The sequence below is a fragment of the Terribacillus sp. DMT04 genome (assembly GCF_019056395.1).
GTDB lineage: Bacteria > Bacillota > Bacilli > Bacillales > Amphibacillaceae > Terribacillus > Terribacillus aidingensis_A.
This window is the reverse complement of the sequence record NZ_CP077639.1, coordinates 468,631-488,559: the sequence shown is the minus strand read 5'-3', so window position 1 is coordinate 488,559 and position 19,929 is coordinate 468,631. Positions and strand designations below refer to the sequence as shown.

Genomic DNA, 19,929 nt, shown 5'->3' with positions numbered 1-19,929 from the left:
ATTCAAGCATTATTTTGTTAATTTTCCGACCTGGTATCCTATTACCTACATCAGCAGCAAGTGCCTGCCCACTTTTGTCCATAAAAAAAAGACGAGTCAAAGGACTCGTCTTCGGTTTATACACCGCGTTTATTACCCCATACAAGTGTATGAAGCTGCGGCAATACACGAACATGATTCAGTTCATTAGATGCTGATACTTGATCAATCAGCCATTCATATTTCGATAGCAGTGCATCCTTTAATGCAGCATCGTCATAGGTTGTCGTATCATCATTTCCGACTTGTACATAAAAATCCACATCTGGATATCGTTTATGCACATCTGTCGCATAACGCAAGTCTGCTTCATCAAAAATGACAACCTTCAAGCTTACATGATATAGACGCCCTGCTTCTCTTAGATTGTCAATTATTTCATCAAGACGATGAAAGTCTGTTTTCATTAAGGAGCTTGGCGGCTTTGGAGAGATAGTTAGATCATCAATCTCCAAGAACCAAGGCTGATATCTGCTGCCTTGTGTTTCCAAAGCAATGCGAATATCCTTCTGTTTTAGAAACTTGGTGAACTCGCCAAGATTTTTTAACAACGCTGGGTTACCGCCAGAGATCGTCACATGACGGAAACGATCGCCGCCGGTTTCCTGCAGCTCATCCCAAATTTGCTCGGCTGTTAACTGCCGAATATCTTCTTTCGCTGAACCATCCCATGTAAAGGAAGAATCACACCAGCTGCAGCTGTAATCACAGCCAGCTGTGCGGACAAACATGGTCTTTTGTCCGACAACCATTCCTTCTCCTTGTACGGTAGGACCGAATACTTCTAAAACCGGAAATTTACTTGCCATCTTCTATTCCTCGCTTTGGTCGATATATGCAGTAGCTAGTAGGTGTCTCGCGCAAGAAAACTTGCAAGCACTTCGGCTGATGAGGCAGCTGGTCCAGCTCGTTTTGAATCAATTCATAGATTTTCCGAGCCATTACTTCGGTTGTTGGAAAATCGTTTTCTTTCAATACATCAGTATGGTCGTTCAAATACGTGTGATCGAATTTTTTATGAATTAGTGATTTGATGGTAGAGAAATTGAATAAAAATCCGCTGTCATCCAATTCATCTCCAGCAATTGTGATATTGGCAAAATACGTATGCCCGTGAACCTGCTGGCACTTGCCAGCATCAGGATGCTGAATGCTATGCGCAGCAGCAAAATGCAAATCTTTATTCAATTCATAACTAAAGTCATGCGGTACTTGCGGGTAGATTTGCTGAATCATACTTGTGCCGCCTTTTTCGATTCGTACTGATCTAATCCGTTTTGACGCAGCTTACATGCAGGGCACTCGCCGCAGCCTGCCGCAATAACACCGTTATAGCAAGTGAGTGTTTTTTCCTTCACATACTCTAATTGACCGAGCTGGTCTGCCAATTCCCACGTTTCGGCTTTATCCAGCCACATGAGCGGTGTATGAATAACGAAATCTTTATCCATTGATAGATTGAGAGAAACATTCAACGATTTCACGAAGATATCGCGGCAGTCCGGATAGCCGCTGAAGTCTGTTTCACATACACCTGTTACAAGATGCTTGGCACCAACTTGATGCGCTAGAATGGCAGCGAAAGACAAGAACACAAGATTACGTCCAGGTACGAACGTAGAAGGAAGCTCTCCTTCCTGTTCCTCAATTTCAATATCATCTCTCGTCAATGCATTTGGTGCCAGCTGGTTAAGCAAGGACATGTCCAACACATGATGTTTGATTCCTTGTTCCTTGGCTATTTGTTCAGCCACTTCGATTTCCAAGCTGTGGCGCTGGTTGTAATTGAACGTAACTGCTTCCACTTCTTCGTATTGCTGCATCGCCCAAAACAGACAAGTTGTGCTATCTTGACCGCCGCTGAATACGACAATCGCTTTCTCTTTCTTCATTTGTATGCTCCTTTTTCCAGACTTCCCCATTAAAAAAAGCCTCTTTCTGTTGGAAAGAGGCTGACAATTATCCATAAAAAATAAAAAAGACTATACCCAAGGATATAGTTCCTTAGTTTTTTATAGAGGGTTGTGCTAGAACCTCTCCCAGGATGGCCTGGATTTTTTATTTTATTCTGTTGCTTATTGTATCATAGGTGCATTATTTTGCATACAGAAATCACTCGTCAGGTACAGCACCAAACAAAAAATCCAACCCTATGCACCAAGGCATACGATTGGATTTCACTTGATTAAAATTCATCATCAGTCTAGATCAAAGTTGCTCAAACGCTGCGCTACTTAACTCGTTGTCGCGTTTATGACGCTCCATAGCAAGCTGAATGAGGCGGTCGATAAGGTCTGGGTAGGAGATTCCTGTGATATCCCAGAGTTTTGGATACATACTGATTTTCGTGAAGCCTGGCAGTGTGTTTACTTCGTTTACGACGAATTCGCCTTCTTCTGTCAGGAAGAAGTCAACACGTGCAAGTCCTTCAACATCTAGTGTTTGGAACACTTCGACTGCTAGTTTTCTTGCTTGTTCGGTAACGTCCTCGGAAAGAGGTGCCGGGATTGCCAATTCGGCGCCTGATTCATCAATGTATTTGGATTCGTACGAATAAAACTCTGTTTGCGGAAGGATCTCGCCTGGCAGAGAAGCCATTGGTTCTTCATTGCCTAATACTGCGACTTCAATTTCACGACCAACAATCGCTTCCTCCACGAGCACTTTCGTGTCATAGCGGAAGGCTTCTTCCAGGCCTTTATAGAACTCTTCTTCTGTTTTTGCTTTGCTTACGCCGACAGAAGAACCTTGATTGGCAGGTTTAATGAAGACTGTGCTGCCTAGTGTTTCGGCTACTTCTTCATAGCGGATAGATGCTAACTGGCGCTTCTTGAAGGTAAAGCCATTTGCAACACGTATTCCTGCTTCTTTTAATAGACGTTTCGCTATATCTTTATCCATACAAACGGCCGAACTTAGGACATTTGGACCTACATATGGAAGGTTCGCTATCCGCAGCATCCCTTGCATGCTGCCGTCTTCACCGAGTGTGCCATGCAGGATACTGAAAATCACATCCACTTGATCCAGCACCGCACCTTGGCTCGGGCTGACAAGCTGCTTCTCTTTAAGCCCTGGTACAACAGCAATGCCTTGTTCGGAAGGCTTTAATTCGATGTGCTTTGGATCTTGCGCATTCAGCAAATAATCTGCCTTATCATTTAGCTGCCATTTACCTTCTTTATCAATTCCAATTAAAACGACATCATATTTATCTTTATCGATTGCATCAGCAATATTTTTTGCGGATTGTAAGGATACTTCGTGTTCTGCGGATTTACCGCCAAAGACGATACCTACTTTTGTTTTCCCCATCTGTATCATTCCTTTCTAACGTGAGACCATTGTTTTTATTTTATCACAAACGTGTAAAACTGCCTCTATGTCCAGTATAAAAATTGGTTTCATCGGCATCACTTTCGGTAACTATATACATTAACAACAGAGACAGGGGGAAGGAAATGGGCTATTACGATCATTTTGATGAATCCATTGATTATCGTCAGCAACCTGAGAAGTATCGCGTAGGACGCGGCGAGCAAGGTGTGCTGATGGTGGAACCATATAAAAGTGAGCTCCTTCCCCATTGGCGCTTCAAGACACCAGAAATTGCAGAGGAATCGTGCCACAAGCTATCCGAGATGTTTGAAGAATACCGAAAGCAAGATGATTTTGTCGGAATGGACATGGCACGCAAATATATCCAAATGGGCTATACGAGAGCCAGACGGTATGCCAATTATAAAGGCGGCAAAAAATATAAGGATAAAGATAAGAAAGAAATAAACGAGCGCCAAATTGATAAAGAGAAAGCTGCTTCGGCACAAATATTCAAGCGCAAGTGGGATGCAATTAGAGAAGATGAAGATTATCTTTCTCGAAAAAAGGCGCATCAGAAACAATACGGATAGCCATTATCTAAAGATTCTAGTATGCTTTTAAAGACTAACTTTTGGAGGCACAGCTAGAATGAAAGGAATTACACATTTATTAATAGGTGCTGGCGCCGGTTTCGCCAGTGCTACCGCTTTGGATGCTGATGGTGCTGTCACCGTCACGATGACTTGTACGGCAGCAGTTGCCGCATTGGTACCTGATTTAGACACAGGCGGACTTCTCTCAAACCGCATCACATTTTCCCATAAAGCGATTCGCAATATTACTATTTTTATTGGATTATTGCTCATTTTATATAGTATGTGGAATCTTTACGGTCAGGATCGCTATATCGGTTTGGCGATTGGAGCAGGAATTATGGTTCTTTCCCGCGTAATAAATAAGAAGTTCATGCTTCTGATTACCGGCATTGCCGTATGCTTAACCGGGCTGTATGCAGGGCATACTTGGATAGTGATGAGCGGGTGTTATATTAGCGTTGCATCTTTTCTTTCCCACCGAACTTACACACATTCCTTATTGGGACTGCTCTATTTCTACATAATGATGACATTCTTTGAACAAGAGACAGCCCTTTTCGGAACACAGCTTGCTGGTACAGCTGGTTATGCAAGCCATTTGCTGGCGGACAGCCGTATATTCCCGGTAAATAAGCGAGGAGTAAAACTGCTCCTTCCTATAATAAAAAAAGAATTTTAAAGGAGACGATTGCATGAATCCATTGCACACAGCAGAATTGGCAGAGAAAGTGAAAGCGAAGGAAACCGTCCATCTGCTGGATATTAGACAGGAAGCGGATGTCCAGGATTGGGCAGTCGATGCTGAAAATATTATCCGCTACAATATTCCTTTCGCTGAGATCAAGGCAAATCCGACGAAAACCCGGAACATATTGCCCGATAATGATCCTGTTTATGTCATGTGCTACAAAGGCAAGTCCGCACAAACAGCCGTCTCCCTTCTAGAGGCTGCAGGAATGGATAAGGTCGTGCATGTCGTTGGCGGTATGCAAGCTTGGGGAGAAACAATGAGTCCGCGAAAAATTGGCGACCTTACTTACGGGGGAGCAATTTATCAATTCATGCGCATCGGCAAAGGCTGCCTGTCTTACATGATTGTCTCGAATGGGGAAGCAGCTGTCGTTGACCCAGCTAGATTCACAGAAGTTTACACTTCTTTTGCGAACGATAATGGCTGGCAAATCAAACATGTGTTAGATACCCACTTGCATGCCGATCATCTGTCCGGCGGCAGGAAATTGGCAGAGGAAACAGGCGCAACCTATTGGTTCCCTGCTGACGATGGCAAAGAAGCAGCGTTTGCGTTCTCTCCGCTCAAGGACGGTATAAGCATTCCATTTGGTCAGCAAGAAGAAGGCGTGCGCTGCGTTGCCTCACCTGGTCACACAGAAGGAAGCGTTAGTTTTGTTGTGGATGATACGTTCTTGCTGTCTGGCGATATTTTGTTTACGGAATCGATCGGTCGCCCCGACTTAGCCGGCCAAGCCGAACAGTGGGTGCAAGATCTGCACACTACTTTATATGAAAAGTATCCCATGTTGTCGCTGGATTTAATTGTCCTGCCTTCCCATTTTTCCGAGCTGTCGGAAATCGGCTCTGATGGAACTGTTCAAGCAAGAATGGAAGATTTGTATCGAAAAAATCCACGGCTCCAGATGCAAGATGCAGGTGCGTTCACTGCTTCTGTTCTCGGCAGCATCCCTGACGAGCAGCCGAATAGCTATCAGTTGATCAGAGAATCCAATCAAGGAAAAGAAACGATTGCAGACGCTGAGGAAGCTATTGTAGAATCCGGTCCAAATCGTTGCGCTGTTAACAGCTAACTATACGACGGAAGCCAGCCCATTTACGGACTGGCTTTCTTTATGCTTTTGAGAAAATGCCAAGCTTCTCAATCCGCTTTGCAGCTTCTATTAATCTTTCTTCCGAATCCAGCAGTCCCGCACGTACATATCCTTCCCCGTACGCACCAAATCCGTTTCCAGGTGCTACTGCCACATGCGCTTCTTCTAGCAATAGGTCAGCAAATGCTTCAGAAGTATATCCCTTTGGAACGGGCAGCCACACAAAGAATGTTCCTTTTGGTTCTGGCACCTCCCAGCCGATCGTACGAAGATGGCCAAGGAAAGCATCCCTTCTCGATTCATATGTATGAAGAAGCTCCTCTACACAAGTCTGATCCGATGTCAGCGCATAAGCAGCCGCTTCCTGCATCGCACCAAACAAACTCACATAAACGTGATCTTGAATCAGATTAATACTTTCAATAACAGATGCATTACCAACAGCAAAGGCGATACGCCAGCCTGCCATATTATACGTTTTCGACAACGTGTACATCTCAATGCCGACTTCCTTGCTGCCTTCAGATTGCAAAAAGCTTTGCGGCTTCTGCCCATCAAATCCAAGCGCCCCATATGCAAAGTCATGCAGTACACATATTTGATGTTCCTTTGCCAGCTCTACTGTCTTATCGAAAAATGCCTGATCTGCAGTTGCTGCAGTCGGGTTGTTCGGATAGTTAAGAAACAGCAGCTTTGCCTCTTCTAAATCCTTGTGAGCAATCGTATTATAATCTGGCAAGAAATCATTTTCAGCATGTAAAGGCAGCAGCGTTGTTCTCGCTTGTGCCAGCTCAATGCCAGACATATAATCCGGGTATCCCGGATCTGGAAGCAACGCCAAATCTCCTGGATTCAATAGACATTGGCTGATTTCCACTAAACCTGTCTTCGATCCGAACATAATGGCCACTTCCGTCTCAGGATCCAATTCCACATTATACTCGCGCGCATAAAAATCACAGACAGCTTGTTTAAGAAAATCAAAGCCTCGGAATGGCGAATATTTATGATAAGCCGGATTATCAGAAGCTTCTTTTAACTTGTCCACAATATGCTGTGGTGTCGGCAAATCAGGATTCCCCTGTCCCAGTTTAATGATATCGTGCCCTTCCTGCTCCAGCAGACTTACTTTATGCACCAAGCTGGCAAAAAATTGTTCTGGCAGTCGTTTTAATGCATCCGAAATTGGAAAATCCATGTTACTCACGCTCCTGTTGTTACGCCTCTATTTCTGACTATTACCAATCTTGACAGTGTTGCAAATAGAGTGCGATAATGAACAAATCATACAGCAATCACACACTCTTATCAAGAGAAGGCGGAGGGACTGGCCCGATGAAGCCCGGCAACCGGTGCAGCGATGCACACGGTGCTAATTCCAACAGCAGCAAGCTGAGGGATAAGGGGAAGAAATGACACAACCTTTCCCTCTTCCATATTCGCTTGGAAGAGTTTTTTTGTGTTAATAATGACCGAGGTGATCACATGACCATTCAAATAAAAGGCGCTCCCAACTATTACGCCTGTGAAGAAAATATATTAGAAAGTCTGCCTGCAAAGCTAGCAGAAATGGCTTGGACAAACGGTCTGCTTATACATGGCGATGCATCGTGGAAATCCGCAGCTCCGTTTCTTGATCCTATTGACTTGCCCGTTACACGCGTTGCCTATAATGGGCAGTGCACACATGCAGAAGCTGCACGTCTAGCAGATGCAGCACAAGAGCAAGAAGCACAGTTCATCATTGGCGTTGGCGGCGGAAAAGTTTTGGATACTGCAAAAGCAGCAGCTAATGATGCTAACCTGCCAGTTATCTTAATTCCAACCATCGTCTCCAACTGTTCGCCATGGGCTTCTCTTAGTGTTTTCTATGATGAAGCAGGAAACTTTGTTGAATATACCATCTTCCCCCGCAGTACGTTTATGCTGCTTGTAGAGCCCAAGCTCCTGCTCACAACACCTGCTCCCTATTTAATCGCGGGAATTGGCGATACATTAGCGAAGTGGTATGAAGCAGATGCACTTACCGAGAAAATGACCGATCAGCCCCTTGCTGTCCAAATTTCCCGCAGTGCAGCTAGATTATGCCGCGATATTTTAATTGCAGAAGGGGATGCAGCGATTTGCTCACTGCAAAATCATCGTGCAGACAGTGCCTTTTTACGTGTTGCAGAAACCGTTATTATGGCCGGCGGTATGGTAGGCGGTTTTGGAGATGAATATGGACGCATTGCCGGTGCACATTCTATCCATAACGGCTTGACACGAGTAGCAGAAACACACGAACAGCTGCACGGCAATAAAGTCGCTTACGGTATTCTTGTACAGCTGGCTTTGGAGGAGAAATTTGATGAGATTTTAGTGCTGCTTCCTACGTACCGCAGACTTGGTTTACCTACTGTCTTAAAAGAGCTTGGTATTAAAGATAATATAGAAACTGCGATGAAAACTGCTGCGGACGGCGCAGTTGCTCCCGGGGAATCGATTCACTTTATGCATGTCTCCTCTTCCGAACAAGTAGTAGAAGCTATGCAGCGTTTGGAATCATTCATAGCAGAAAATCAAGGAGTGAAACAATGAAACTAGCGCTTGTACAGCACAATGTTGTCTTTGGTGATCCTGATACAAATTACGAACAAGTTGAAGCGTTAATTAAAGAAGCTCAGAAAAACGCCGACGTGATTGTGCTTCCTGAGCTGTGGACAACGGGTTATGATTTGACAAGACTTGATCAAATTAGTGATACGCACGGCGAAACAACAAAACACTTTATCCATGATTTGGCGAAGACATACCAGGTACACATTGTTGCTGGCAGTATTGCAAAACGTACAAAATCCGGCGTTTATAATACGATGCTTGTTTATGGCCCAACTGGTGACCTGCTGCATGAATATGATAAGGCACATCTATTTCGTTTAATGGATGAGGAAAAGTATCTACACCAAGGGGACAAAACGGCATCGTTCTCTTTAGGGGCAGTACAAGCTGCCGGCGTCATTTGTTATGATATTCGCTTCCCTGAATTCATCCGCACACATATGATTAACGGACAGCAAGTTCTGTTTGTCGCCGCAGAATGGCCAAAACCGCGGCTGGATCATTGGCGCGCCCTTCTGTTAAGCCGCGCTATTGAAAACCAATGTTATGTTGTTGCTTGCAATCGTGCCGGCAGTGATCCTGCTAATACGTTCGCCGGCCACAGCGTCATCATTGGCCCATGGGGAGAAATAATCGCAGAAGCAGGCGAGGAAGCGACAATCCTATATGGTGAAGCCAATCTGGAGCAAGTGGATGATGTGCGAAACCAAATTCCCGTATTCCAGGACAGACGGCCAACAATTTATGACGTGCAAGGATAATTTGACAAACTTATGACAAGTTCTCCCTAAGAGTGGTAAAGATGGGCAAGCTTGCTTATACTATTAACAAATAGTTTCTGGGAGGGCTTTCATGGAAGCGACACTAAAATGGTTCCGTATAATCGGCTTTTTGGAAGGAACGTCTTTGCTTCTGCTGCTAATCGTAGCAATGCCGTTGAAATACATGATGGACATACCAATCTTCGTAACCTATATCGGCGCCATCCACGGAGGACTATTCGTTCTGTATGTAGCCTGGACTGGCTACACCACATTGAAAGTCGGCTGGGGATTGAAATGGGCTTTCTTCGCCTTGATTGCATCCGTTATTCCGTTCGGTTATTATATTTTCGATATGCGACTACAGAAAACAGAATATGCATAAAAAAAGCGAGCAAAGATGCTCGCTTTTTTCTTTAGACAAATGCTGCGATAAAGAACCAAATAATCATAATAAGCTGAATGACAATCTTGGCTATCGATCCACCGAGGAAACCTAGCAACGATCCGATTGACGAATATAGTGCTTCCTTCGGCGTTCTTCTTTGGACTAACTCTGTCACCAAGACAGCAATAAACGGGACAACAATGATTCCGATAGGCGGGAAGATAAACGAACCGACAATAACACCAATAGCTGCGATTCGTTCTCCCCATTTGCTGCCGCCGAATTTCTTCACAAAGTAACTATTCGCAATAATATCCGATATGATCAAGATGACCGTCAAGATTACCATTGCAATCCAGAATAGAACAGACAAATCGCCATCACTTAGCATGAATTGGAACACAAGGAAACCAATCCAGAGCATTAGCGGCGATGGGATAACCGGGTAAATAATTCCTGCAAAACTAGCAATGAATGCCAACCCAATAATAATCCACGCAATAATATCTAATGCCACAAATAATCCTCCATATCTTATCTTGATAATTCGTATTATGACACACCGAACAAGAAATGAACATTAAAGCCTTAGCTTCTCAAAAAACGCCGCATTATGCTGGACACTCGGATGATCTGGATGATAAGAAACAGCTTGAAGATGGGCAGACTTCGCTTGTTCCATCAGTCCTAGCCGAGAGTAACAAAGCGTCAGCTGAACATATGGGTACCACGTCGTATACGCAGGTACACTAAAGCCTGGCAGTTCCTTTCCTTCATAATCCAAAGCTTGCCGGTACCAATACGCGCCTGCATCATAGTTTTGTTCTTCTGTAAAAAAGTCTCCAATAAAACAGCAAAATTCCGGTCGCGGACGGTCATATTGAAAAGAACGAAACAGATGCATACGATAAGCTTCGGTATCGCCTGTAGCTTTACAGCAATCCGCTAAATACTGACAGGCGCGAATATTATCTTCTACCCAGCCCTGTTTGGAACGTAGAAATTCCATATAATAAGACTTTGCCTGTTCAAGCTTTCCATGGTCTTTCAATTCATTTGCATAATAAAACATGTCTCTTGGCGTCAGTTCTCTGCCAGAGGCCACGTAGGATTCATAGATACGCAAATTGCGGTCAGAGAGCACATGGGACTTTTCACTTTTACGATGTGTGACCGCTATTTCTGATGCAACAATATTCCCTCCAAATTCCAAGTACTCATGCACTGCCCCGCGCCAGCGAAAGTTTTTGCTGCGCTTCACAATCCGGTTGCGTCTATACAAAAATAACGGACGCCCTGCTTCATCCAAGGCGGTGTGGTAATACATAGACACCACATCCACATCATCATGTATTCCACTCCATAAATCACGAAGCGCTGCTTGATCTTTTGACAATAGGACATCATCTGCATCCAGCCACATAATATAGTCACTTGTCGCTTTACTAAAGCTGTAATTTCTAGCCGCAGAAAAATCGTTGATCCATTCAAAATCAAAAATTCGGCTTGTAAACTGGGAAGCAATCTCCTTGGTCTTATCTGTTGAACCCGTATCGACAATGATAATTTCATCTACTAAATCCTGCACACTCTCCAAACAGCCAGCAAGGACTTCTTCTTCGTTCTTAACGATCATACAAAGACTGATAGAATGCATACGTCACCTCGGCATTTTGTTGATACTTTAACGTATGCACAAGGGACACAGAGTATTGCTTGAATGAATTATCGTCGTGTTACTTTCCATACCCACCAAATTAACAGCGGCTGGAAAAGCAAGCGGATATATAGAATTGCCTGATTTGTCTCCTCCATACCAGGAGCCGGTATATCATAAACCGCACTATAAATATTTGCCGGGAAAATGGCAATTAAATAAATGATTGTTACAATGGCGGTGAACCGTCTAGTCGAAGGTACTAGCAGACCAATAGCTAATACGATTTCTGCAATTCCAGTCAAATAAATTAAGAAATAGCGCAGCGGCACATACGCAGGAAGCATAGCGACAAACCCGTCATCTAATACAAAGTGTGCAATAGCGGCCGCGATAAACATAGCACTAAATAGATACAAACCAATCTTTTTCATTGCCAGCGACACCTTCTTTTTCCTTATGTAATACCCTGATTAACTTCTTAAAAACACCCCTTCTTCACTTCCCAATCTGAATAGACGACCGTTTCCAGCGGCAGTTCACCTGAACGAAGCCAATTTACTGCTTGTGTTACTAAAGGAGAACTGTTTGCGGCGGATATCTGAATGATTGGTATCCAAGTCGCCCCTTTCGCATCTTGCCCGGCAAACTGCTCGGGAACCTGCAAGTCTCCCGTCACCTCTGCAACATACAAAACAGCTGTATGATGCACATGGGTAAAGTTCTTCCACTTCCATGGAAGCACGAAATCAACCGCTCCAATTTGCCTAGAAATAGTTGCTGACAAGCCTGTCTCTTCTTTTACTTCAAGAATAACAGCCTCCAGTAAGCCCTCTCCTTCTTCCAGACTGCCTCCAGGCAAATCATATCGGTTACAATACGGACCTCTCCCTTTATGAATAACGAGTAATTCTCCTTTTTTATAGATGACAGCATAAACACCAAATGCACGATGATACACCATTTTCAAGACGCTCCATTCGATTTTTATTGAATATAATATTCCGATAATATAGAATATTACTGAGGTGATAATATGAAGATAATTCAGTCTGGGTTTAAAGCAAATAATGATTATACCATTCATTTCGAATCATCGTTACTCTGGGAAGCGGCTTTAGGTATTGCCGCGATAACGAACACATCACTTTCTGGTACGCTTGAGCATATTGATAAGATGTGGGATAACCCAGAAAATGGCTTTTCAGATCAACTTCAACGTTCTTTAAAGATTGTACATGAGCGGAATACATGGAAAGCACTGCTCCAATTACTCCATCATTCTAATGCGCATAGCTTAGCTGATTGGTCAGAAGAAATTAAACAGTTGTCTGCTACCACGTTGCGTGAACAGTGCCTCCCGTATATCGGCAGTTCGTTCGAAGAAACTCGAAAAGAAGCTGCGTCTGGTGATAAGCATAGCATTGCAAAACTTCAAGAAATAACCGCGGATAATCCTTTCTTTCCAGACTATATTGCTTTTATTGCACAAACAGACAGTCAGTTCCTAAAAGAGCATTTGCTTTCCGTCATGACGGATTGGTTCCAGGAAGTGATCAAACCGCGCGAAGAAGGATTACAGGATATGCTGGCACGAGATACGGTAGATAAAAAGCGCAAGCTGGAAACGATGGAAAAGTTAGATTTCATGCGCTGGATAACACACAGTCCAAGCTTTAAGCCAGATGAGTCCATCCATACCATTCTATTCATCCCGCATTACTACTACAGACCGTGGACAATAACCGCTGACTTGCCAGGCACAAAGGTGTTTTATTATCCGGTCCATGCAAATAGCATCGATCCAGAAAACAGATATAATCCGGATACGATGCTCGTACGTAAATATAAAGCGCTCGGCGATGCCATGCGCCTTCATTTGCTAAAACGATTAAACGAAGGTGAACAAACACTGCAGCAGCTGGCAGAGCAAATGCCTGCCGCTAAATCAACACTGCATCATCACTTAAAAATGTTGAAATCTGCAGGACTGATTGATTCCAATAAACAAGTTTACTATGTAAACAAACAAAGTATTGCTCCCTTGGATAGTGAACTGTACCACTTTCTAAAGGAGTAGGTTCTATGACAGAACAGCGAATTACGTTAACCCATCCATTATCCCGCCTGATGATGAGTACGACGATAGCCAATATGGCCGGACAAGTGTACAGCATCCTTCTTCCGCTACTCGTGCTGGAAGTGACATCTTCTCCCATCGCTGTTACGGCCACCATTGCTGCCGAACGAGCATCGATGGTGCTGCAGCCTTTCGTAGGACCTATTTTAGACAGAGCCAATTGGAAAGGTATATTGCTGCTGGCTGACATTGTTCGATTTGCTTGTTTTCTGCTTCTCAGTGCGTTGGCTGCATCAGGTCACTTGTCGATGTTGTTCTTAATCGCACTTTCTTTTGTCATTGGATTTGCTGCTATCTTTTATCAAGGAGCACAATTTACCGCCATCCCATTTATCGTCACTGCCAGACAGCTTCATTTTGCAAACAGCCTCGAGAGCGCTCTTTATCAGCTGAGTATTGTGATCGGTCCCAGCATCGGCGGCGTTGTACTTTTATTCTTCCATATGCAGTCTAGCTTAATCGTCATGAGTACCCTTGCTTTCTTCGCAGTTTGGCTGATTTTTCTCCTGCCTTACCAGCAAAAGCCTGCTAGCGCTAAACCGTTTTCGCTCTCTGTTTACACACAAGAATTAAAGGAAGGCTTTGCATTCATATACTGCAAAAAAGAAATCTGGTTTACAAATCTGATTCTATTAATCTCCAATTTTGGTATTCAATTTCTTATTGTCTTGCTTGTCATCTATGTGAATAAGCTTACACATGATCCGCTGTTAATTGGTATCGTCTTATCTGCCGGTGGTATTGGTGCTGTATCTGGCACAGTGCTCGGTTTTTATGCAGATCGAGTAGGTACTTACAGACAGATACTATTTACCGCCAAGTTAATTGGCGGCTTATCCATCATCTTTATTAGTCTGACAGACAACATCTGGCTGATAGCTCTCCTCAATTTAATTGGGACATCATCTGCCGGAGCAATTAACCCAATTATTAAAACTATACGTCAGCAATACACACCACAGCATTTATTAGGACGTGTCCAAGCATCATCCCGGTTCATCACATTTACATTATTGCCAGTCGCCTCTATTTGCGGCGGTTTGCTGTCAGAGTGGATTGGTATGGAATCAACAATCATGCTCGGCGGAGGGATTGCCACTATCTCCGTGCTATTTATTTGGAAATTACCTCGCGACCTATAAAGAGAAGAGGCTGGGACCAAACAAGATTAATTCATCCTAAAAGCGAACGATGAATAGATTCATACTTTTAATGCAGCCCTCAAACGGCTGTTGCTTTCCAAATTTAGCTGTTATCTTCAGACAAGAATGGCTTTTGAAGTAGACGCCGACAAGAAAATCGCTTTTTATTTTCGAGGAGTCTACGTATTCTGTCTATACTAGTAAGGGTTCTCATAACAAGAATTAGCGTAGGAAATACACGGAGACTCCACAGCTGCCCGCAGGAAAGCGGAGTGTATTTACGAAGCGATACTTTCATATTCGTATATAATGCAAAAAATCCAAACAACACTGCTTTTAATTGCAGTATTGTTTGGATTTTATATAGCTTAAACAGTTATGTCCCAGCCTCTTATTCAAGACATTTTATTGAACAAGTGGGAAACCGAAACCTGAAGCATAATCATCGCCTCTTGCTGCTCCGTAACCGCCAAGTATGTCGTTAGATTGCGCACGTGCTTGCAATGTTTGTCGCACTTGCGAGCTGCTTAAGCTTGTATTTTCAGACCAAATTTTTGCTGCTAATCCGGAAATATGCGGAGTCGCCATGGATGTACCTGTTAAAGACGCATACCCATTTCCAGGATAAGTGGAAATAATTGCTGACCCAGGTGCTGATACTTCCACATCGCCTTCCTGGATCCTATAATCACCGTCTGTTCGGCTGTATCCTCTGGAAGAAGAATCACCCACGCGGTATGTACCATTTTGCTGGCGATTTTCCAGATTGGCTACACCGACTGCTCCCGGCAATGCAGCTGGATAACTAATTGATCCTTCATAAGGACCGGAGTTACCTGTTGCAGCTATAACAAGCGCTCCTCTGCTGTTCGCATAACTGACAGCACTTTCTATAAGCGGATCTTTTTTGCCGCCAAGTGACATGGAGATAATGACTCGCTCGCCACGGTTTGCCCCCTCATCAGCAGCTTTTTGAATCGCGTTAGCTATATCATCAGAAAAACCGCGACCATCATCGCCAAGCACTTTGTAAGCCCAAAGGTCAGCTTCGGGTGCTACACCGTAAATTCCAGAACCATTGCCCCCATTAGCCAGCGCACTTCCGGAAACATGTGTGCCATGGCCATCACGGTCGACACAACTCCCGTTCACTTGTCCACTGTAATATTGCGTAAAGTCAATGCATTGCTCCACATTGGCTGCGAGGTCAGGGTGATTAACAGATGTACCTGAATCCAAAACGGCAATATTAATATTATCACCGCCGGACGTGCGGGTAATGGATGGATTGTTATAAATTGCTTCTATACCCCAAGGTGTACGATTGGATATCGCCTGAGCGGAGACGTCTCGTTTTTTCGTCACTTCCTGTTTGGTATACACGCTTACTTCTGTGACTTCCAAAGCTTTATCAGCTTTCAGTTCTTTGAGTTCTTTTTTGGATACTTCCGTTGTAAATCCCTGATTGCCAAAGCTGTTTCGGACACCGTGCTCCTGCTTCACTTTATCTGTAGCTTGCGCTGTGAAGACACCGTCCTTCTGTTTTACCAGTACTCGCACTTCCTCATGCTTTGCCGTTTGATCTGGTGCAGCGGAAGCTTGTAACGGCTGGAAAGCAGCTAATCCTAACATAGCCACTGCAGCGACACTTGCCAGTTTTCTTTTCATTTGATCACCTCGCTAGTTTTTATAGTCACTGAAAAGTTCGTCCCTCTCTGTCTGTGACTCTCAGAAACTATTACAGTAAATCTAGCATAGGCTTACATGGAAATGTATTGGGAAATCAAACAGCATAAGCATACAGAAAAAGACATTATTCCAGTGTTTATTTCCTTTTCTCAGCAGAATAGTTGCCCAGAAGCTATTCTCTGTGAGTTAAGGTGGAATAATGTCTTTTTATTAATGATTTAGAATCGCAAACTAGACATAATTGCAGCGTACAAAAGTCCCGAAGCAGCACATGCAGCTGCCAAGGCAAAGCTAGCCCTCGCTCTTTTTTTGCAAAAATAAAGAATGCTCCCTAAAAATAGTCCCGCTCCAACAAAGCAAACAATCCCAGTTATGCTCATATACCAGGTTGCGACACTTCCAGCTGTCACACGTTGAAATATACTGCCGAATATCGGTGCAGCTCCAGCATTTCTTAACGCTTCTGCTATATCTGCGGGTGCTGCCGAAGACCCCAGCAGCGCTGAACAAGCAAACACAATAGCTAAAAGAAACGCCTCTGCCCGGATCCAATTTAACGGCTGAAAGTGAGGATGCTGCCGCACTTTTCTCACCAAAAACAGGTTAATAACAGTAAAGACAAGCACGGGAATAAACACAATATGCTTGATGAGTAACATCTGTCCATACGTCAGCATTAACGCATTGCCGTAATCTTGTATATCCATGGCAAACAACATGACAATAATGCCGCTTCCTATCACTGCCATAACAAGCACTGCAGCAAATGGGGCGAACCATTTTAGGAAACTTTCCCAACTAAAGTGTTTGGAAGTGTAAAAACACACGTGTACCAGCACACCTACCCAAAACACAGCGGCACTTAAGTGCACAAAGTGAGCCAACGTATCCATTACACTTCCGCTTGAATGGCTCCCATAAGCATGAAGAAACAACATGCCAAGAAAAAGAACGAGCGTAGTCACTGGCAGTTTATTCACATACAACAGCACCCAAACGCAAATAGCCAGCAAAAAGATCCCAAGCCACACATGACCAGCAGTTGTCTGAAATAAAACGGTTAACAACGCTTTTCCATAACCGTCTTTTGCTCCGATAAGAGAAACCAGGTTAATAACAGGACCGCTTGTGACAAGTGCAGCGGACGCCGCACCAGCCAAGACATCACTTCGCGGTGTCTGAACTGCCGCTTCTTGTTTGCGAACAAGACGAAAGACAAGATAACCAGCGACAAAAGAGAATGCAATGTACGATAGCAATTCCATTAACGGAACAAGAATCATGCTGAATTAGTCCTTTTATATATAAATAATGCCTGCAGCTTCATTATCCACAACTCCAATTTTCTACATATCTCTTTCATCGTATAAAAGAATCAGACGAGCGTATAGAAGGAATTGTGACTAAATTTGAACACTTCTTTTGTATCGCAAAAAAGACATGTCCCAATCCGACATGTCTTCATCATGCTTATTTACCGCAGCACTGTTTATGTTTTTTTCCGCTTCCACACGTACAAGGCTGATTACGTCCAGTTTTTTTGTATGTTTTCAGATCCACTACATTGGAAGGGTTTCTGCGCAGCTGTGTAGGCACATAACCTTTCAACGTCCATTTTGGTGAGTTATTGTTTAAAGCAACCAGTAAATCAACAACTTCTTGAATAATCTGTTCTGAGTCAACCTCAAATTCCATGATAAACATTTGTACCATGTTTTGAAGCGGAATATCTTGTTTTACCATACCCAAGTACTCATCCAGCAGGTCGTGAATTTCTTCATTACTGATGGAGTAATTTTTCTGCATATACGTTTTAAACGCACGGAGTGGTTTATTTACTGCTAGATAGTCTTCTTCTCCAGCCTGTATAATCTGTTCCTTTGTATATGGATAATAGTCTAAATCAGACCTGCTTTGTATGGTGCGCAGCAGCGCTTCTGGATCCTCAACACGCCAATCAGCCAATCCACTTGCAGCAAATCGGATATCGTCATAGTACAGGGCAGCATTGTGAAGCACATCAATGTAATAAGTGTAATCAAAAGAGCCGCTAGTCAGCCTTTCCACATGCGAAATTAAATCTCGTAAAGAAAGTACGCCGTAATGATACAGCAGTCCTCGTGTAAGCGTGATGTACGCAGAATTCTGCTTTACCTGTTTCACATAGGTCGGCGAATCAATTGTTCTGAATACTTGCATACACTCTTCAGGGATTACAAGGAAAGGATTGTTATCCCTATCAATTGGAAACAAAATTAATTTGTAAAATAATACGTCTGCCCTGCCTGCTTCGAATGCCGATGCTGAAAGATAGCCTTGATTATGCATTGCCTGCTTGATCAGCTTGTATTGTTCTTCATTCAATGTTGCAAAATTTAGTGCTAACTTTTCGGGAAGCAGTTCTGCCAATTTGGGCACCAAGTCACGTTTACTCAGCTGACTGATTCCCTTTATTTTATAATCTCTTCTAATTTGGTCCAGATCACTTTTCGTATATAGAGCAAGTACTTCTGCTAAAGAGATTGGTTTAAGATTTTTAATCATTTGTTCACTCCATTTATAAGACTTGTCTCTATCTTATTGCAATTTCTGCAAATTAAAAAGAGTGCACACAATTGTGCACCTTTTTAATCTTCATAGCTTCAGCAGGTTTACAGCCCCTTGGATATCTGCCGCTTTCGTTAACACGGAGATGAAGGAAATGCCATCTGCTCCAGCTTCCCGTACAGCTCTTGCATTTTTATGATTAATGCCACCGATGGCTACGATTGGGGAGTTGCCAAGCTGCTTTCGTATTCGCTGAAGACCTGTTAAGCCAATTGGGCATCTGGCATCCATCTTCGTGCGCGTTGCTGCAATCGGTCCAACACCGACATAATCAGCACCCTCTTTGATTGCCTTATTGGCTTCTGCTGCATTTGTTGCACTCACTCCAATGATGAAGTGTACTGGACAGCGTTTCTTCACCTGCTGCATTGCTTCATCATCTTGTCCGATATGTACACCGTCTGCTCCGATAGCGATGGCCAAGTCTACGTCATCATTCACGATGAAAGGGACACTGTATGCACGGCATCTCTCCTGAAGTCGTTCGGCCAGCTGCCTTTTTTCCTGACTGATTAGCGCTGCTTCACCTTTTTCTCGAAACTGAAACATTGTAATACCTGCTTTTAGTGCCTGTTCCAGTATCTCTTCTGGATTTTTGTGCGGGCAGTTCTGACTTCCCATAATAAAATATAATGCTAATTTTTCTTTCATTGTCTGCTCCTTTCTCCTCGACATTATTCGTATATAGCTACTTCCAGCGCACCTCCCAAATTAGGAAAAAGTGTGAAATACGGATACTACAATCCAAACTGTGCAAAGTAAATGCAAGCTTTTTATTTTTAAAAGGAGATGATTATGTTGAAATGGATGAAAGCTGGGGCAATTGTTATCGCACTTTGCTGTGGTTTGGTTGTATGCAATCCCGCTGCCTCATTTGCTGCTGACAAAGCTGTGGCGGACGTGCTGACAGCAGAGCAGAAACAGGAAATAGCTTCGCTGCAGAAGGAAGCTTTAGAACAGGAAAAAGAGATCATCCAAAAGTACGTAGAATTTGGCGTTTTCTCTGAGAAGAAAGCTGACCAAATTATAAAGCATCTGGATGACCGCTTTGCACAGCTTGAAAAGGATGGCTTTGTTCCAAAGCCACATCCGCATGGACGTCCTCTCCAACCGAACAAGTAATACAATCTAATCAGCAGGATTT

Annotated in this window: 22 protein-coding genes and 2 riboswitches; of the genes, 9 read left to right on the top strand and 13 right to left on the bottom strand. The window is 43.5% G+C overall.

Annotation, left to right across the window (positions count from 1 at the left end; genetic code table 11):
* Window positions 1-116 precede the first annotated feature (116 nt).
* The 4 genes from queE to ddlA form a co-directional block, all read right to left on the bottom strand.
* Window positions 117-848 (bottom strand): 7-carboxy-7-deazaguanine synthase QueE, encoded by a 732-nt coding sequence (queE, locus tag KS242_RS02685; protein ID WP_217322908.1) that lies wholly within the window; start codon window positions 846-848, stop codon window positions 117-119.
* The gene (gene queD / locus KS242_RS02680; RefSeq protein ID WP_217322907.1) at window positions 838-1,275 is read right to left on the bottom strand and encodes a 6-carboxytetrahydropterin synthase QueD; all 438 of its coding nucleotides are present in this window, start codon (window positions 1,273-1,275) and stop codon (window positions 838-840) included. The genes queE and queD overlap by 11 nt, the downstream gene beginning before the upstream one ends.
* Entirely contained in the window at window positions 1,272-1,931 is a 660-nt protein-coding gene (gene queC, locus KS242_RS02675; RefSeq protein ID WP_217322906.1) for a 7-cyano-7-deazaguanine synthase QueC, read from the bottom strand. Before queC ends, queD begins: the two co-directional genes overlap by 4 nt.
* Before the next feature lie 106 nt (window positions 1,932-2,037).
* Window positions 2,038-2,082, bottom strand: a riboswitch (PreQ1 riboswitch).
* Window positions 2,083-2,247: 165 nt separating this feature from the next.
* Window positions 2,248-3,354, bottom strand: coding sequence for a D-alanine--D-alanine ligase (ddlA, locus tag KS242_RS02670; RefSeq protein WP_217322905.1), 1,107 nt, complete (start codon window positions 3,352-3,354; stop codon window positions 2,248-2,250).
* Window positions 3,355-3,500: 146 nt separating this feature from the next.
* On the opposite strand from ddlA, the gene KS242_RS02665 reads away from it, so the two are divergent.
* Genes KS242_RS02665 through KS242_RS02655 form a run of 3 tightly spaced genes read left to right on the top strand, consistent with a single transcriptional unit; the run spans window position 3,501 to window position 5,779 of the window.
* Window positions 3,501-3,950: a DUF4385 domain-containing protein gene (locus tag KS242_RS02665; RefSeq protein ID WP_217322904.1), complete on the top strand. Its 450-nt coding sequence runs from the start codon at window positions 3,501-3,503 to the stop codon at window positions 3,948-3,950.
* Between the two features lie 58 nt (window positions 3,951-4,008).
* Window positions 4,009-4,635, top strand: coding sequence for a metal-dependent hydrolase (locus tag KS242_RS02660; protein WP_217322903.1), 627 nt, complete (start codon window positions 4,009-4,011; stop codon window positions 4,633-4,635).
* A 13-nt stretch (window positions 4,636-4,648) separates the two neighbouring features.
* Window positions 4,649-5,779, top strand: a complete 1,131-nt coding sequence (locus tag KS242_RS02655) for an MBL fold metallo-hydrolase (RefSeq protein ID WP_217322902.1) — start codon at window positions 4,649-4,651, stop codon at window positions 5,777-5,779.
* 40 nt (window positions 5,780-5,819) lie between these two features.
* Here KS242_RS02655 and KS242_RS02650 read toward each other — a convergent pair whose 3' ends face one another.
* A complete protein-coding gene (locus KS242_RS02650; RefSeq protein ID WP_217322901.1) occupies window positions 5,820-6,998 on the bottom strand; it encodes a pyridoxal phosphate-dependent aminotransferase in 1,179 nt (392 codons plus the stop codon).
* Window positions 6,999-7,102: 104 nt separating this feature from the next.
* A riboswitch (SAM riboswitch) is annotated at window positions 7,103-7,206 on the top strand.
* Window positions 7,207-7,285: 79 nt separating this feature from the next.
* Between KS242_RS02650 and KS242_RS02645 the strand changes: the two genes are divergently transcribed.
* The 3 genes from KS242_RS02645 to KS242_RS02635 all read left to right on the top strand — a co-directional run bounded on the left by KS242_RS02645 (window position 7,286) and on the right by KS242_RS02635 (window position 9,547).
* A complete protein-coding gene (locus KS242_RS02645) occupies window positions 7,286-8,380 on the top strand; it encodes an iron-containing alcohol dehydrogenase family protein (RefSeq protein WP_217322900.1) in 1,095 nt (364 codons plus the stop codon).
* Window positions 8,377-9,162 (top strand): carbon-nitrogen family hydrolase, encoded by a 786-nt coding sequence (locus tag KS242_RS02640; protein WP_217322899.1) that lies wholly within the window; start codon window positions 8,377-8,379, stop codon window positions 9,160-9,162. The genes KS242_RS02645 and KS242_RS02640 overlap by 4 nt, the downstream gene beginning before the upstream one ends.
* Before the next feature lie 91 nt (window positions 9,163-9,253).
* Window positions 9,254-9,547 carry a DUF3817 domain-containing protein gene (locus tag KS242_RS02635; protein WP_217322898.1) on the top strand — a complete coding sequence of 98 codons (294 nt, stop codon included), beginning with the start codon at window positions 9,254-9,256 and terminating at the stop codon, window positions 9,545-9,547.
* A 31-nt stretch (window positions 9,548-9,578) separates the two neighbouring features.
* Here the strand turns inward: KS242_RS02635 and KS242_RS02630 are convergent, their stop codons facing one another.
* The 4 genes from KS242_RS02630 to KS242_RS02615 form a co-directional block, all read right to left on the bottom strand.
* Window positions 9,579-10,067, bottom strand: a complete 489-nt coding sequence (locus tag KS242_RS02630; RefSeq protein WP_254391785.1) for a DUF456 domain-containing protein — start codon at window positions 10,065-10,067, stop codon at window positions 9,579-9,581.
* Window positions 10,068-10,130: 63 nt separating this feature from the next.
* A complete protein-coding gene (locus KS242_RS02625; RefSeq protein ID WP_217322897.1) occupies window positions 10,131-11,207 on the bottom strand; it encodes a tetratricopeptide repeat-containing glycosyltransferase family 2 protein in 1,077 nt (358 codons plus the stop codon).
* Window positions 11,208-11,275: 68 nt separating this feature from the next.
* Window positions 11,276-11,641: a DoxX family protein gene (locus tag KS242_RS02620; protein ID WP_217322896.1), complete on the bottom strand. Its 366-nt coding sequence runs from the start codon at window positions 11,639-11,641 to the stop codon at window positions 11,276-11,278.
* A 47-nt stretch (window positions 11,642-11,688) separates the two neighbouring features.
* Entirely contained in the window at window positions 11,689-12,171 is a 483-nt protein-coding gene (locus tag KS242_RS02615) for an NUDIX hydrolase (protein ID WP_217322895.1), read from the bottom strand.
* A 72-nt stretch (window positions 12,172-12,243) separates the two neighbouring features.
* Between KS242_RS02615 and KS242_RS02610 the strand changes: the two genes are divergently transcribed.
* Both KS242_RS02610 and KS242_RS02605 read left to right on the top strand, forming a co-directional pair.
* Window positions 12,244-13,287: an ArsR/SmtB family transcription factor gene (locus tag KS242_RS02610; protein WP_217322894.1), complete on the top strand. Its 1,044-nt coding sequence runs from the start codon at window positions 12,244-12,246 to the stop codon at window positions 13,285-13,287.
* Between the two features lie 5 nt (window positions 13,288-13,292).
* The gene (locus KS242_RS02605) at window positions 13,293-14,489 is read left to right on the top strand and encodes an MFS transporter (RefSeq protein WP_217322893.1); all 1,197 of its coding nucleotides are present in this window, start codon (window positions 13,293-13,295) and stop codon (window positions 14,487-14,489) included.
* A 405-nt stretch (window positions 14,490-14,894) separates the two neighbouring features.
* Here KS242_RS02605 and KS242_RS02600 read toward each other — a convergent pair whose 3' ends face one another.
* The 4 genes from KS242_RS02600 to thiE form a co-directional block, all read right to left on the bottom strand.
* The gene (locus KS242_RS02600; RefSeq protein ID WP_217322892.1) at window positions 14,895-16,157 is read right to left on the bottom strand and encodes a S8 family serine peptidase; all 1,263 of its coding nucleotides are present in this window, start codon (window positions 16,155-16,157) and stop codon (window positions 14,895-14,897) included.
* Between the two features lie 239 nt (window positions 16,158-16,396).
* A complete protein-coding gene (locus tag KS242_RS02595; RefSeq protein ID WP_217322891.1) occupies window positions 16,397-17,461 on the bottom strand; it encodes a copper resistance D family protein in 1,065 nt (354 codons plus the stop codon).
* A gap of 187 nt (window positions 17,462-17,648) precedes the next feature.
* Window positions 17,649-18,722, bottom strand: coding sequence for a YecA family protein (locus KS242_RS02590; protein ID WP_217322890.1), 1,074 nt, complete (start codon window positions 18,720-18,722; stop codon window positions 17,649-17,651).
* 90 nt (window positions 18,723-18,812) lie between these two features.
* The gene (gene thiE / locus KS242_RS02585; RefSeq protein ID WP_217322889.1) at window positions 18,813-19,460 is read right to left on the bottom strand and encodes a thiamine phosphate synthase; all 648 of its coding nucleotides are present in this window, start codon (window positions 19,458-19,460) and stop codon (window positions 18,813-18,815) included.
* Between the two features lie 132 nt (window positions 19,461-19,592).
* Here thiE and KS242_RS02580 point away from each other — a divergent pair, with 132 nt between their 5' ends.
* Complete coding sequence (locus tag KS242_RS02580) at window positions 19,593-19,907, top strand: YckD family protein (RefSeq protein WP_254391853.1); 315 nt, start codon at window positions 19,593-19,595, stop codon at window positions 19,905-19,907.
* Window positions 19,908-19,929: the final 22 nt, after the last annotated feature.

What these genes read in the sequence shown, in the direction of transcription:
- queE (WP_217322908.1), bottom strand. Translation starts at nt 848, where the DNA reads ATGGCAAGTAAATTTCCGGTTTTAGAAGTATTCGGTCCTACCGTACAA.
- queD (WP_217322907.1), bottom strand. Translation starts at nt 1,275, where the DNA reads ATGATTCAGCAAATCTACCCGCAAGTACCGCATGACTTTAGTTATGAA.
- queC (WP_217322906.1), bottom strand. Translation starts at nt 1,931, where the DNA reads ATGAAGAAAGAGAAAGCGATTGTCGTATTCAGCGGCGGTCAAGATAGC.
- ddlA (WP_217322905.1), bottom strand. Translation starts at nt 3,354, where the DNA reads ATGGGGAAAACAAAAGTAGGTATCGTCTTTGGCGGTAAATCCGCAGAA.
- KS242_RS02665 (WP_217322904.1), top strand. Translation starts at nt 3,501, where the DNA reads ATGGGCTATTACGATCATTTTGATGAATCCATTGATTATCGTCAGCAA.
- KS242_RS02660 (WP_217322903.1), top strand. Translation starts at nt 4,009, where the DNA reads ATGAAAGGAATTACACATTTATTAATAGGTGCTGGCGCCGGTTTCGCC.
- KS242_RS02655 (WP_217322902.1), top strand. Translation starts at nt 4,649, where the DNA reads ATGAATCCATTGCACACAGCAGAATTGGCAGAGAAAGTGAAAGCGAAG.
- KS242_RS02650 (WP_217322901.1), bottom strand. Translation starts at nt 6,998, where the DNA reads ATGGATTTTCCAATTTCGGATGCATTAAAACGACTGCCAGAACAATTT.
- KS242_RS02645 (WP_217322900.1), top strand. Translation starts at nt 7,286, where the DNA reads ATGACCATTCAAATAAAAGGCGCTCCCAACTATTACGCCTGTGAAGAA.
- KS242_RS02640 (WP_217322899.1), top strand. Translation starts at nt 8,377, where the DNA reads ATGAAACTAGCGCTTGTACAGCACAATGTTGTCTTTGGTGATCCTGAT.
- KS242_RS02635 (WP_217322898.1), top strand. Translation starts at nt 9,254, where the DNA reads ATGGAAGCGACACTAAAATGGTTCCGTATAATCGGCTTTTTGGAAGGA.
- KS242_RS02625 (WP_217322897.1), bottom strand. Translation starts at nt 11,207, where the DNA reads ATGCATTCTATCAGTCTTTGTATGATCGTTAAGAACGAAGAAGAAGTC.
- KS242_RS02620 (WP_217322896.1), bottom strand. Translation starts at nt 11,641, where the DNA reads ATGAAAAAGATTGGTTTGTATCTATTTAGTGCTATGTTTATCGCGGCC.
- KS242_RS02615 (WP_217322895.1), bottom strand. Translation starts at nt 12,171, where the DNA reads ATGGTGTATCATCGTGCATTTGGTGTTTATGCTGTCATCTATAAAAAA.
- KS242_RS02610 (WP_217322894.1), top strand. Translation starts at nt 12,244, where the DNA reads ATGAAGATAATTCAGTCTGGGTTTAAAGCAAATAATGATTATACCATT.
- KS242_RS02605 (WP_217322893.1), top strand. Translation starts at nt 13,293, where the DNA reads ATGACAGAACAGCGAATTACGTTAACCCATCCATTATCCCGCCTGATG.
- KS242_RS02600 (WP_217322892.1), bottom strand. Translation starts at nt 16,157, where the DNA reads ATGAAAAGAAAACTGGCAAGTGTCGCTGCAGTGGCTATGTTAGGATTA.
- KS242_RS02595 (WP_217322891.1), bottom strand. Translation starts at nt 17,461, where the DNA reads ATGATTCTTGTTCCGTTAATGGAATTGCTATCGTACATTGCATTCTCT.
- KS242_RS02590 (WP_217322890.1), bottom strand. Translation starts at nt 18,722, where the DNA reads ATGATTAAAAATCTTAAACCAATCTCTTTAGCAGAAGTACTTGCTCTA.
- thiE (WP_217322889.1), bottom strand. Translation starts at nt 19,460, where the DNA reads ATGTCGAGGAGAAAGGAGCAGACAATGAAAGAAAAATTAGCATTATAT.
- KS242_RS02580 (WP_254391853.1), top strand. Translation starts at nt 19,593, where the DNA reads ATGAAAGCTGGGGCAATTGTTATCGCACTTTGCTGTGGTTTGGTTGTA.